At 73.4% G+C, this 13028-nt stretch carries 11 protein-coding genes and 1 pseudogene; 8 read left to right on the forward strand and 4 right to left on the reverse strand.

All coding sequences use genetic code 11. From position 1 onward, the window contains the following. Both Q2K21_RS36005 and Q2K21_RS13085 read left to right on the forward strand, forming a co-directional pair. Window positions 1-565, forward strand: a pseudogene (locus Q2K21_RS36005) (IS701 family transposase); the annotation flags it as partial. A 62-nt stretch (window positions 566-627) separates the two neighbouring features. Next, a complete protein-coding gene (locus tag Q2K21_RS13085) occupies window positions 628-825 on the forward strand; it encodes a hypothetical protein (protein ID WP_310781406.1) in 198 nt (65 codons plus the stop codon). Window positions 826-1388: 563 nt separating this feature from the next. On the opposite strand, the gene Q2K21_RS13090 is transcribed toward Q2K21_RS13085, so the two are convergent. Further along, window positions 1389-3182: a thiamine pyrophosphate-requiring protein gene (locus Q2K21_RS13090; protein ID WP_310770186.1), complete on the reverse strand. Its 1794-nt coding sequence runs from the start codon at window positions 3180-3182 to the stop codon at window positions 1389-1391. Between the two features lie 264 nt (window positions 3183-3446). On the opposite strand from Q2K21_RS13090, the gene Q2K21_RS13095 reads away from it, so the two are divergent. Further along, complete coding sequence (locus tag Q2K21_RS13095; protein ID WP_310770188.1) at window positions 3447-4241, forward strand: RNA polymerase sigma factor SigF; 795 nt, start codon at window positions 3447-3449, stop codon at window positions 4239-4241. Between the two features lie 411 nt (window positions 4242-4652). Here Q2K21_RS13095 and Q2K21_RS13100 read toward each other — a convergent pair whose 3' ends face one another. Then, window positions 4653-5759, reverse strand: coding sequence for a GAF domain-containing protein (locus Q2K21_RS13100; protein ID WP_310770191.1), 1107 nt, complete (start codon window positions 5757-5759; stop codon window positions 4653-4655). A gap of 113 nt (window positions 5760-5872) precedes the next feature. On the opposite strand from Q2K21_RS13100, the gene Q2K21_RS13105 reads away from it, so the two are divergent. From Q2K21_RS13105 to Q2K21_RS13120, 4 genes are all read left to right on the forward strand, one after another. Continuing rightward, window positions 5873-6589, forward strand: a complete 717-nt coding sequence (locus Q2K21_RS13105) for an ANTAR domain-containing response regulator (protein WP_310770193.1) — start codon at window positions 5873-5875, stop codon at window positions 6587-6589. Window positions 6590-6742: 153 nt separating this feature from the next. After that, window positions 6743-8032: a hypothetical protein gene (locus Q2K21_RS13110; protein WP_310781407.1), complete on the forward strand. Its 1290-nt coding sequence runs from the start codon at window positions 6743-6745 to the stop codon at window positions 8030-8032. Between the two features lie 203 nt (window positions 8033-8235). Beyond that, window positions 8236-9483: an aminotransferase class I/II-fold pyridoxal phosphate-dependent enzyme gene (locus Q2K21_RS13115; RefSeq protein WP_310770195.1), complete on the forward strand. Its 1248-nt coding sequence runs from the start codon at window positions 8236-8238 to the stop codon at window positions 9481-9483. Continuing rightward, window positions 9480-10559, forward strand: a complete 1080-nt coding sequence (locus tag Q2K21_RS13120; protein ID WP_310770197.1) for an MBL fold metallo-hydrolase — start codon at window positions 9480-9482, stop codon at window positions 10557-10559. The genes Q2K21_RS13115 and Q2K21_RS13120 overlap by 4 nt, the downstream gene beginning before the upstream one ends. A gap of 13 nt (window positions 10560-10572) precedes the next feature. On the opposite strand, the gene Q2K21_RS13125 is transcribed toward Q2K21_RS13120, so the two are convergent. After that, window positions 10573-11196, reverse strand: a complete 624-nt coding sequence (locus Q2K21_RS13125) for a DedA family protein (RefSeq protein WP_310770199.1) — start codon at window positions 11194-11196, stop codon at window positions 10573-10575. Window positions 11197-11623: 427 nt separating this feature from the next. Then, window positions 11624-12397, reverse strand: coding sequence for an MBL fold metallo-hydrolase (locus Q2K21_RS13130; RefSeq protein ID WP_310770201.1), 774 nt, complete (start codon window positions 12395-12397; stop codon window positions 11624-11626). 84 nt (window positions 12398-12481) lie between these two features. On the opposite strand from Q2K21_RS13130, the gene Q2K21_RS13135 reads away from it, so the two are divergent. Continuing rightward, entirely contained in the window at window positions 12482-12934 is a 453-nt protein-coding gene (locus tag Q2K21_RS13135) for a hypothetical protein (protein WP_310770203.1), read from the forward strand. Window positions 12935-13028 lie beyond the last annotated feature (94 nt).

The following is a 13028-nucleotide window of genomic DNA, read 5'->3' on the forward strand; positions in this document are numbered from 1 at the left end:
AAGACCTGGTGGGCCACCGATGCCCGCCTGGGTGGCTACGGCCCGACAGCCCCTGCCGCCTGGTCGTGGCCACTACCGACCCGGACCTCCTGCCGGAAAAGGCCACCTGGCACCTGGCCACCCACCTGCCCCACCCCGACGCCCCGCACGCTGCCACCAGCGCGCACCCACCCGCCGACCTTACCGAGATCGTCCGGCTGTACGGGCTGCGGCCGTGGACCGAGCAGAGCTACAAGCAGATCAAGGACGACCTCGGCCGGGCCGACTTCCAGGTCCGCTCCGACCGCGCGATCCGCCGTCACCACACCCTGGTGAACTGCGCGTTCTCCTTCTGCCGGGACCAGTGGTCCGCCCCACCCGGACGGTCGGACGCCGGCGCGCCGGATCTGTGCCCCGACGACCGGCCAGAGAAGGGGACCCACCGCACCCCACCAGCCCCAACCGCCTTGCCGGCCAGGACCTTACGTGCCGTCCGCTCCTGGCTCACCCCGGCCGTCACCCTGCCCCGCTGGTGGCGAGCCTGGACCGACAAGGACCCGCCGTCCGAACTCCAGGCCCTCATTGATGCCTTCCCGCTGACGCGGGAGCCGGCAGTCGTGGAACGTCTGGCTGCCGCACGGCACATGCATGATGGATGCATTCGGTCAGCGTGCGGGGACGGACGAGGAACGGCACGTCCGTGGCGTCGCCGCCCTCTGCGCCGTGACCGTCGTCATGATGGCGAACCGCGATTCCAGTTGGGCCGATCTCGCCGGCGTCGTACGGATTGCCGTGCTCGGGGCCCTGGACCGAGGTTCTGACAGAGCCGGCGGCAAGGCTGCCTGACCGGCACACTTCGCTCGCAGCCGGGGCTCTTTCCTGCGCGGCGAGCGCAGGAGGGCGTCATGCCGCTAGAAGCGGAGTGCCCCTTCGGGCAGATCCCGTTCAGCAGTGAGCGGCAGCTCCAAAGAGGTGAGCATGTCCCGGTACCGCTCGGCCAGTTGGGAGGGAAGCGGAGGAAGGCGTCAAGAGCGGTCCCGGCGCCTCATTGACCAAGTCCTGCTGCCGCTGCTCACGCCCGACGGACCAGACAGACGTCCCCGGCCAATGCCTCCATCCGCCTTGAGCTCAGGCACAGCGGTGAGCCCTCATCGTGGCCCCGTCACCGTCACGGGAGGGGACCCGGCCGGCCGAGAAGGCCAGCGCTGCTCCTGCCCGCACGGTGCGCCGATGGCCGCTGGGTGCCCAGCGTGTTCTGCAAGCCCCCGTGGCGTGACGTCCGGGAGTATCAGCCGCACCACGATGTCAAGTACGGCAGTTCGGCACTGAACAGTTCACCGCGCTACTGAACTGACCACTGAACTGTTTCGTGCGCAACTGAACTCTTCAGCGCCGTTCAACACGCGGGCCTACTTCCTGCCGTGGCCGGGCAGGAACTCCTGCACCTTCGCCTTGAAGCCCTGGCGGACCATCGAGCCGCGATCCACGTCACCCTTGAGGATCGAGGCCGCCGTGGCCTCCAGCTGCTTCCAGGTGGCGTGCGGCGGGATCGGCGGCACCGCCGGGTCCGTCAGGAACTCGACGACCGCCGGGCCGTCCGCCTCCAGGCCGGCCCGCCAGCCCGCCTCCACGTCCTCCGGCTTCTCCACCCGGACGCCCGTCAGCCCGAGGCTGCGGGCGAAGCCGGCGTACTGGACGTCGGGAATCTCCTGCGAGGGCAGGAACGACGGGGCGCCCTCCATCGCGCGCATCTCCCACGTCACCTGGTTGAGGTCGTGGTTGTTCCAGACGCCCACCACCAGCCGCGGGTCCTCCCAGTGGTCCTGGTACTTCGCCGCCGTGATCATCTCCGCCAGGCCGTTCATCTGCATGGCGCCGTCACCGACCAGTGCGAACACGGGACGGTCCGGGTGGGCGAACTTCGCACCGATCGCGTACGGCACCCCGCAGCCCATCGTCGCCAGCGTCCCCGACAACGACGCCCGCATCCCCGGCCGCATCGTCAGGTGCCGCGCGTACCAGTTCGCCACCGAACCGGAGTCCGACGTCACGATCGCGTTCTCCGGCAGCAGCGGGTCCAGTGCCCGGGCCACGTACTCCGGGTTGATCGGGTCCGCCGACAGCTCCGCCCGCTTCTCCATCACCTCGCGCCAGCGCGCCACGTTCGCGCACACGGTGTCGTACCACTCGCGCCCGCGCTCCGTGTCCAGCAGCGGGATCAGGCGTTGGAGAGTCGCCTTCGCGTCGCCGACGAGATTCACCTCGTACGGATAGCGCATCCCGACCATGTGCGGGTCGATGTCGATCTGCACGGCCCGCGCCTTGCCGAAGTCCGGCAGGAACTGCGTGTACGGGAACGAGGAGCCGATCGTGAGCAGCGTGTCGCAGTCGCGCATCAGCTCGTACGAGGGGCGGGTGCCCAGCAGACCGATCGCACCGGTGACGTAGGGCAGTTCGTCGCTCAGCACGTCCTTTCCGAGCAGCGCCTTCGCGACGCCCGCGCCCAGCAGCTCGGCGATCCGCTCCACCTCCGGCTGCGCCCCAGCCGCGCCCTGGCCGATCAGGATCGCGGCCTTGTCACCGGCATTGAGGACCTCCGCGGCCCGCTCCAGCGACTCCTGCGTGGGGATCGCCGTCCACGCGCTGCGGTCCAGGCTGGAGGGGACCATCTTGAAGGCGTGCGTGGGCGGCGAGTAGTCAAGTTCCTGCACATCGCCGGGGATGATCACCGCCGTGGGCGCGCGGCGCGCGTACGCGGTGCGGATCGCACGGTCCAGGACGTTCGGCAGCTGCTCGGGGACGTTCACCGTCTCCACGAAGTCCGAGGCCACGTCCTTGAACAGGGTGTGCAGGTCGACCTCCTGCTGGTACGAGCCGCCCATCGCCGTGCGGTGCGTCTGGCCGACGAGCGCGAGGACCGGCACGTGGTCGAGCTTGGCGTCGTACAGGCCGTTGAGCAGATGGATCGCGCCGGGTCCGGACGTGGCCGCGCACACACCGAGACGGCCGCTGAACTTGGCGTAGCCGACCGCCTCGAACGCGGCCATCTCCTCGTGCCGCGCCTGGAGGAACCGTGGCCGGTCCTCGGCCCGTCCCCACGCGGCAAGCAGGCCGTTGATGCCGTCGCCGGGATACCCGAAGACATGCTCCACACCCCATTCGCGCAGACGCTCCAGGATGTGGTCGGCGACCTTGGTGCTCATCGGGGGACCTCCGAGGGGAAGAGGGGCGGGTGTACGCGTCGCACCTGTCGAGTCACCCGCGCCGGGCGGCGAAAACCTGGCCGTCCGGGTGTCCCGGGTGTTTGCCCCGCAGACGTCCGGGCAGGCGGTGTCTCAGTGCTTCGGACAGGAGGCACGTCCGTGGGAGCGGTGAAGACCCGCCACGGGTGTGCCCGTCCGGACTCGGGTGTCCCTCCCACGGTGACCGTCCCACCCCAGGCACCCGCAAGGGAGTTGCGACGCACCATGCGAAACCGAGTGAGCGCGAAGCACCACACACACGACGACGCCCCCGACACCGCGGAGGCCTTCCGCAGGCTCGCCACGCTGCCCCCGGGCCCGCAGCGCGACACGCTCCGCGGCGAGATCGTCGAGGCCTGGCTGCCCATGGCCGAACGGCTCGCGGGGCGCTTCCGCAGCCGTGGCGAGAGCTTCGAGGACCTGCGCCAGGTCGCCGCGCTCGGCCTGGTCAAGGCCGTCGACCGGTACGACCCCGGACGCGGCCACGCCTTCGAGAGCTACGCGGTCCCCACCGTCACCGGGGAGATCAAGCGGCACTTCCGCGACCACATGTGGACCCTGCACGTGCCGCGCCGTGTCCAGGACCTGCGCAACCGTGTGCGGTTCGCCTGCCAGGACCTGTCACAGACCGTCTCGGGCCGCAGGCCCACCGTCGCCGAGATCGCCGAGCACGCGCAGATGTGCGAGGAGGACGTCCGGGCGGGGCTGGAGGCCCTGGAGAGCTTCACCGCGCTCTCGCTGGACGCCGAACTGCCGGGCAGCGAGGACGGGTACTCGCTCGGTGACTCTCTCGGCTCGCCCGATCCCGCGCTCGACACGGTCGTCGACCGCGAGGCCGTCAAGCCCCGGCTGCGGGCCCTGCCCGAGCGTGAACGCGCCATCCTGTACATGCGGTTCTTCGACGACATGACCCAAAGCAGCATCGCCGAACGCCTGGGCATCTCCCAGATGCATGTCTCCCGCCTGATCAGCCGCTGCTGCAACCGGCTCCGGGACCAGGTGATGCAGGACGCCGCGTAGCCGCTCCGCTGGGCCGGGCCGATGCGAGCGGGGCCACGACAGGCCCGTCGGCGCGCCGTTGACCGTGGCCGGGCGCGCGCCGGCGCGGCGGATGCGCACGACGGCGCGACCCCGCCCCACGCCCCCGCGGGGCGCGCACGATGGCGTGGGCCCATCCCGCGTCCCATGGGGGCGGGCATGGCCGGGGAACAGGGGTCAGCAGGCTGGTCGGCGCGGGCCGTTGAGCGTGACCGTGGCCGGTTGTGCCTGCGTGGTGGCAGGTGCGCACGATGGTGCGGGCCCGCCCCCACACCCTGCGGGGCTTGCATCGCGGCCGTGTGGAGGTGCGGGTGTTGCGTGCCGTCTCTTGTTCCTGCGGGGCTTGCATCGCGGTCATGTGGTGATGAGGGTGTCGCGCGCCGCCCCACGCCCCTACTGGGCCCGCATCGCCAGCGCCATGTGACGGGACATCATGTCCATCGCCTGGGCCTCCGCCATCGAGAACGCCAGCCGGGCACCGCTGCGGAACAGCGTGAGCACCCCGTGCACGGTGCCCCCGGCGGTGAGCGGCACGCACAGCAGGGAGGTCACGTTCGCGCGAACGAGGACCGGGGCGCCCGAGGCGTCACGGCCGAAGGCCTCCGGGTCCTCGGGGCGCAGCTGCAGGGCCGTGGAGCCGCCGCGCGCCGCCTCGACGACCAGGGGGCACTCGGCCGGATCCTGCGCGGCCAGCGCGGCCGCCTCCTCGGCGGACGGCGCCAGCACGGCCGTACGGATCGGGCGCGCGGCCCCGGCGTCGGCCACCACCCAGTCCGCGAACCGGCCGTGCAGCACCCCGGCCGCCCGTTCCAGGACGGCGTCGGCGGGCGCGGTCAGCAGGGCCGTGGTCATCGCGTCCAGCAGGTCCATCAGCGCCGCGTGCCGGGTGGTCTCGGCCAGGCTCGGGATGCCGCCGGCAGGCGCGTGCTGCCGCGTCGGCCCCCGGGCGTCCGCGGGCTGCAGCACGACCAGGACCGCCGTGCGCGGCTCGCCACTGGGCCGCAGCGCGGCCAGGGTCGCCCGTACCGGCGCCGCGGGATCCTGCTGGAGCCGCACGGTCAGGCTGCGGTCGCCCTCGCCGCGCGCCACCGCGGCCGTCTGTGAACGGAACGCGGCCCGCTCGGCGTGCGTGAGCATTCCGGTCAGCGGGCGGCCCGTCGCATAGCCCGCGCGGACGCCGGTGAAGGCGGTCGCCGCGAAATTCATCCGGCGCACCACCGTCTCGCGGTCCACCAGCGCGACGGGCACCGGAATCCGCTGGAAGAGGGCCTTGAGGAGCTGCTGCTCCTGGCGCTCGCCGCCGCCGGCCGACGCCGGGGCGCCCGCGGACACCCGCTCGTACCACGGCCACAGCCGACCGGCCACATGGTCGAGTTCGAAGATCGCCGCGTCGAGGACGGAGGGCAGGTCGCCCGCCGGTACCGACCGGGCCGCCTTCAGCTCCGCCACCCGGCGTACGAAATCCGCGAGCTCCTCACTGAATTCGTCGGTCTGCGCCATGCGACGAACGTAACCCGGGCGGGTGTCCTTCAGGGGCTTGACCGGCGGAATCCGCGCATACCGTTTTTCCACGGAGCAGAGCGGGCAGGCGCACGGGAGAGGAGGCGTGAAGAATGCCGGAGACCGGACAACTCGATTACCTGGGAACGGATTCCCCGGAGTCTGCCCTTCCGGGGCGCCGGCTGTCGGAACTCGCCGAGCAGGCCGTGCGCTGCACAGACGACTGCTGCGGCGCCAGCAGCATGGTCGCCGAGGGCGATACGGACCGGCCCGCCGCGGTCACCCACCCCGACCTCGCCGCACTCGTCGCGGTCCAGCTCCGCTCCGGCGACGGGCCGATCCCGGCGGCGCTGCGGTCCGGCGAGCCGGTCGACGCGGCGGACCTGCTGCGGGACGAGCGCTGGCCCGCGTACCGGGCGGTGGCACTCGACGCGGGCGTACGGTCCAGCGTCACGATCCCCTTCCGGCGCTCCGGGCTGACCGTCACCCTCAGCCTCTACAGCTTCCGGCCCGGCACCCTGGAAGACGTCCCGCACGGTCCCGCCCGGGCGCTCGGCGACCTCGCCGCGAGCTGCCTCGTGCGCGACCGCTCCTACCGCGCCGCGCTCACCGAACTCGACCAGCTCGGCGCCGCCCTGCGCTCCCGGCCCGTGGTGGACCAGGCGTGCGGGATGGTGATGCATGTCCTGGGCTGCGACGCCGAAGCGGCCTTCGACGTCCTGCGCCGCATCTCTCAGGGCACCAATCGCAAGCTCGCCGACGTGGCCGCGGCCGTGGTGGACAGGCGCGGCCGCGGCCTGGAACGGGAGCTTGTCTCGCTGTCCGACTGACCCGCGGATGCGCGGCAGCCGCCGTCACCCGCTCGGCGGTGCCGTTAGCGCGAATGGGGTCCGGCCGCGCGCGGCCCGGTGTCGGGCGGGCTGTCATGGGCTTTCGGGGGCACGACCGAGGTGCCCCCGGAGGAACCGGCCGAAGGAGCCCCCATGCGCCACAGCGCCCGTGCCCTGTCCGCCGCCGCCCTGGCTGGTGCCGCCCTGGGTGCCCTTGCCCCACCCGCGTCCGCCGATCCGTCCGCGGACGTCAGCCCGCGCTCCGTCGCGCCCGGCGGCACGGTCACGGTCTCGGTGTCCTGCGAGGGGATCGGCGGTGCCCTGCCCGACTACATCGAGGCCACCTCCCAAGGCTTCGAGGGGGGCTCGATCCGCCTGAACCGGGCCGACGGGGGCGGAGGAGGCGCAGAGGGCGGCGGGCGGAGTGAGGGTGCGACGGGTCCTTCGGGCAGCGTGATCGGCGGCTCGGACGGGGTGACCGGTCGCTCGGACAGCGTGGCCGGGGGCTCGTACGGGGCGATCGGTCGCTCGGACAGCGTTGTTGGAGGCTCGTACGGGGTGACCAGCCGCTCGTACTGGGCGAGCGGCGGCTCGGACGGCGCGATGGTGCGCTCGGACGGCGCGATGGTGCGCTCGAACGGCGCGATCGTGCGCTCGAACGGCGTGATGGTGCGCTCGGACGGTGTGAGGGGTTCGAGCGAGGGTGCGACAGGCGTCGTGTACCGCGGCACGGCCCGGATCCCGGTCGGCGGAAGCGTCGACGCCGTCGCCGGCATGGCCGGGCGCGAGGCGGAATGGGGCGTCGAGGGACGGTGCCCGGTGGCCCCCGGCGGCCGCGAGACGTCGTGGAAGGCCTCGTTCACCGTGAGCCGGGACGGCGCCGCGCGGCAAGGGGACGGCCCAGGCCAGGAGCCCGGGAAGCAGGAGGCGGAGAGCCAGGCGAGGCAGCAAGGGGAGAGCCAGGCGGAGAGCCAGGCGAGGCGGGAAGGGGAGAGCACCGGCAGGCAGCAAGGGGAGGGCGCGGACAGGCAGCAGGGAGAGGGCCGGGACAAGCAAGGCAAGCAGGGGAAACAAGACGAGCAAGACAGGCAGGAGGGGAAGCAGCAGGGCAACAGTCAGGACAAGCAACAGGGCAAGCAGCAAGGCGGGCGGGACCAAGGGGGGCGGGACGACGGCGGGCGGGACCAAGGGGGGCGGGACAACGGCGGGCGGGACGACGGCGGGCGGGACCAAGGGGGGCGGGACAACGGCGGGCGGGACGACGGGGGGCGGGACAACGGGGCACGGCCACCTGTCGGGGCCCAGTACGGCGTGCAGGCGGGCGAGGGCGGCGCCTTCACCGACTCCGTGCCCGCGCTCGTCATGGGCGGCGCCCTGATCGCCGGCGCGTTCGGCGCCGCCGTCCACCGGATGTGGCGGCGCGGGACGTCCGGCCACGGCTGAACCCGTGCGCCGGGCAACCCGGGCCGACGCCGACGCCGATGCTCATGACCGGCCGCAACTCTGGGTACTCAGAGCCCTAGGGCACCATCGACCCCGTAAGGGAACAGGAGTACGAGAACAGGCGGCGGTCGTGGGTCGAAGGCCCGGAGCGAGCCGGAACCCGGGGGACCGGCCACGGCACCACGGACTGCGCGGAGGCACGCATGCGGCGGCGGACGGATCCGGAAGGGCACGGGCCGGTTCGCTACGGCCCGCCGCTTCCCGGCCATGGGCTGCCCCTCCTGCCGGGCCTCGCCGCCGCGCTCGCCGAGGCCGCCGACCACGACGACGCCGGCCCCTTCGGCGGCCCGCCCCTCCTCGACGCCGCCTGCGGCTACTTCGGCCGGCGCGGACTGCCTGCCGAACCCGACGAGGTGGCCACCGCCCCCGGCGCCCCCGCCCTGCTCGTCGCGGTCACCGCCGCGCTCGGCGGCGACGTACTCGTCCCGCGGCCGTGCGCCGCGTGGTGGGCCCCCCAGGTCCGGGCGCTGGGCCGGTCCGTGTTCCATGTGGCGACACCCGCGGAGTGCGGTGGCGTCCCGGACCCCTATGCCCTCCTGGAGACCATCCGCAGGATCCGCACCGAAGGCGGCGACCCGCGCCTGCTCGTGCTGTCGGTCGCCGACGACCCGACCGCCACCGTCGCACCGCCCGAGGTGGTCCACGAGACCGTCGAGGCCGCCGCCGTCGAGGGACTGCACCTGGTCAGCGACGAGACCTGGCGCGACACCGTGCACCGGCCGCACGACACCGTGCTGCTCAGCCCCGCCGAGATGCTTCCCGACCGGGTCACCGTCGTCACCGACCTCGCCGGGCCCTTCCTCCCGGCCGGATGGCCCGCGGCCGTCGCCCGTTTCCCGGCCACCGCCGACGGCGCCGGACTGCGCGCCCGCGTCCTCGACGTGCTCACCGCGCTCGGCGCCCGCGTCGCTGCCCCGGTCGCCGCCGCGGCCGCGTACGCCCTCGACGAGCCCGCCGATGTCGCCCAGCGACTCGCCGCCGGCGTCGCCCTGCACGCGCGCGTGGCCGCCGCCGCGCACCGGGCGGTCGTTGCCACGGGTGCTCTCGCCCGGCCCCCGCAGGCCGGGCGCCACCTCTACGCCGACCTCGGCCCGCTGCGCGCCGCGCTCGGCGCGCGCGGCGTCGGCGACGCACAGGAACTGGAGGACTTCCTCACCGCCCGGCTCGGCATGCCCGCGCCCGGCGGCCACCGCTTCGGGGACGACCTGGCGGCGCTCCGCGTCCGCCTGTGCACCGGCCCGTTCCTCGGCACGACCGCCGAGGAGCGGGGCGAGTGCCTCAATGCGCCCGCGCCGCTGGAACTGCCGCAAGTGCAACGCGCGTTGATCCTCCTGGGATCGGTCTTCGACGATCTACGCGACGACGCTCAGCGATGGGAGCCGCCTCCATGACGCAGCAGTCCGAGTCGACCACGAGTACCGTTTCGGCGCACCAGGGCACCGATGAGCCCATGTCCACCACCCTGCTGAGCCCCGACCACGGGCCGCTGACCGCGTTCCCGCCGCTCGCGGAGCCCCGTTCGCTCGGCGAGCGCCGTATCTGGCCGCGCTCCTTCGCGGACCGGCTGACCTCACCGCTGCCCGGCCTCAAGGCCTTTGCCCGCTTCGCCCGAGAGGGCGCGGTGCGGTCCGGCCCGGAGGGGCTCAAGGACATCCCGCTGCTGCCGTTCGAGCCGGGGCCGCTCCCGCACGTCGACGCACGCACCGTCGCCGTCTCCTGGGCGGGGCACGCCAGTTGGGTGGTGCGGATCGGTGGCCTGACGGTCCTCACCGACCCGGTGTGGTCCCGCCGCATCCTCGGCACGCCCGCCCGAATCACTCCCGTCGGCATTGCCTGGAGCGGCCTGCCGCGCATCGACGCCGTCGTCATCAGCCACAACCACTACGATCACCTGGACGCCCCGACCCTGCGCCGAATCCCGTACGACACGCCCGTGTTCGTACCGGCCGGGCTCGCCCCCTGGTTCCGGCGGCGCCGGTTCACCCGCGTCACCGAGCTGGACTGGTGGGAGGGCGCCGAACTCGACGGCGTCCGCTTCGACTTCGTCCCCGCCCACCACTGGTCCAAGCGCACCCTGACCGACACGTGCCGTTCGCTGTGGGGCGGGTGGGTGCTGACGGCCTCCGACGGGCAGCGCGTGTACTTCGCGGGCGACACGGGCTACGGCCACTGGTTCGAGCGGATCGGCCGCCGCTATCCCGGAATCGACCTGGCGCTGATGCCGATCGGTGCGTACGACCCGCGCTGGTGGCTCAGCGATGTCCACTGCGACCCGGAGGAGGCGGTCCGGGCGACGGCCGACCTCGGGGCGCGGCGGATGGCACCCATGCACTGGGGCACGTTCGTGTTGTCGGCCGAGCCGGTCCTGGAACCGCTGGCGCGGGTGCGGGCGGCCTGGGAGAAGGCGGGACTGGCCCGCGAGGACCTGTGGGACCTGCCGGTGGGGGCGTCGCGGGTGCTGGACTGATCCCCGCCCGTGCTCACGGGGCGGCGGTCCGGCGCATCCGGCGCCACACGCTCGGTGCCGCGCTGATCGCCAGCGTCAGCACGACCGCCGCCAGCACGCCCTGCCAGGGCTCGGGGAACAGGGAGCCGCCGAGTATGCCGATCAGCTGATACGTCACGGCCCAGGCGAGGCAGGCCGGGGCGTCGCCGCGGGCGAAGTCCCGCAGCGGCATCCGGGCCAGCAGGCAGGCGAGCATCACCGGAATGCGGCCCGCGGGGACGAGCCGGGACAGGGTGAGCACCGCGATCCCGTGGTCGCCGAGTTTCTCCTGCGCCTGGGCCAGCCGGTCCTCGGGGGCGCGGTCGCGGATCGTCTCCAGCCAGCGGGAACCGTTCTTCGACCGCATACCGCGCCGCCCCAGCCAGTACAGCGCGATGTCCCCGAGGAAGGCCGCGAGCGCTGCGACGACGAAGACCAGCAGGAGCGAGAACGGCGCGGTCTGGTGGAAGGCGACGACCGCCGCGGAGCTGACCAGCGCACCCGTCGGCACGATCGGCACCAGTGCCCCGATCAGCACCAGCAGAAACAGCGACGGATACCCGACCGCCTGCTGCGTGGACGCCGCGGGCACGCTGGTACTCGCGACGGCGAGGAACATCACCGGGAGACCTCCGGGGGCGCGGGGGCGTGGATGGTCACGGGGCGGCGGTCTGCGGGGGGCCCGGAAGAGCAGGTGATCCTCGGACACTGGTCCGCGCGGAGCGCGAAGGGGGCCGCTGGGCGGTGGTGCGTCCGGGGGCGGGCGGCAGCGCGCTCTCTGGCGGCTGTCGGATCGTGGTGTGCGCGGAGCGCGAGGGTGATCGTCTCGTGGTGTTCTGCGTGTTCTGCGCGGAGCCCGGAGCTGGTCGTCGGGTGGCGATCCGCGCGGAGCGGGAGGGTGGTTGTCTCGTGGTGGTCTGCGCGGAGCGGGAGGGTGGTTGTCTCGTGGTGGTCTGCGCGGAGCGGGAGGGTGGTCGTCTCGTGGTGGGCTGCGCGGAGCGCGTAGGTGGTTATCGCGTGGCGATCTGCGCCGGGCGTCGACGTGGTCATCGGGCCGCCTCCGGTCGTACGCTCTCGCCGTGCGACAGGACGTGCACCGCCACCCCGGGTGCGCGTTGTGCGGCGAGGCGTACGAACTCGTCGCCCGGCGCATGGAATTCATGGGGGCGCACGGCGTCCATCCCGATCGGCCAGTACGTGCCGTAGTGCACCGGCACCGCGCTGCGCGGGTTCAGCCGCGCCAGCGCCTGCGCCGCGCGCCCCGGGTCCAGATGCCCCGACCCCAGGTACGGCCCCCAGCCGCCGACCGGCAACAGCGCCACGTCGACCGGCCCCACCTCCTCCGCCATCGACTCGAACAGACCGGTGTCCCCGGCGAAGTAGGTCCGCGCGTCACCCTCGACGACGTACCCGAGGGCAGGAGAGCGATGCCGTCCGACCGGCAGCCGGCGCCCGTCGTGCCGCGCCGGTACGACCCGTACGACCAGGTCACCGATCCGCACCCGGTCGCCGGGCGCGACCTCCGTGACCCGGAGACGTTCGAGCCGGCGCAGCCCCGGCACCTGGGCGGCGGCGCCACGCGGCACCAGCAGGCGGGTGCCCGGGGCCAGGCGGGCCAGCGACGGCACATGCAGATGATCGGCGTGCAGATGCGACACCAACGCCACATCCGCGACCGCGGCCTCGGGCGGCGGCGGGGCACCGCGGCGCCGCCGCAGATGGGCCAGACGGCGCGCGAACAGGGGGTCGGTCAGGACACGCACACCGGAGTCCTCGACCGTGCAGGTGGCATGACCCCACCAAGTAAGCTGCACCGGCACTCCATTGCCTCCTTCGCGCGACTCCCCCCGAGCCTACGGGCAGGAGTAGGGTCGGCGGCGAAACCCTGAGGTGAGGGGGACACCATGGGAGATGCGCACGGCACCTCCGGCACGCGCGACGCCTCCGGCCGCCCGGCCACGGTCCGGGTCACGGCGATCGCCAGCCTGACCCCGCTGGGGGAGCTGGACGCGGACCCCTTCCTCGTCGACTTCCGCAGCCAGCAGGCGATGTGCGCGCGCTGGGCGGCCGAGCGCGGGTACGTGGTCACGCGGGAACTGCTCGTACGAGGCCTGCGCCCCGACCACTGCGCGCTGTGGGCGGACGTGGAGGCGGGCCTGGTCGACCTGTTCGTCGCCCCCAGTCGCCGCGTCCTGGAGCGGGCCCTGACGTCCGTGGAGGAGTTCATCGCGGAGTGCGCGCGCCGCGGCGTCCGCGTCGAGACGGTCGGCCGCGCGGAGCCGCCGCACGACGCGCAGACGCAGGCCCGGGTCCACCGCCGCCTGTCGAGGCCGACGGCGGGTCACGACGGCCGTTGAGCCGACGGTTCCCTCCTGGTTCACGAGGGCTTCCGGCCGTTGTGACAAGGTGGGGCGCGTCCGCAAGGACCGCGTGGGTCGGGACGTGAGGTGA

This window comes from Streptomyces sp. CGMCC 4.7035, assembly GCF_031583065.1.
GTDB classification, from domain to species: Bacteria; Actinomycetota; Actinomycetes; order Streptomycetales; family Streptomycetaceae; genus Streptomyces; species Streptomyces yaanensis.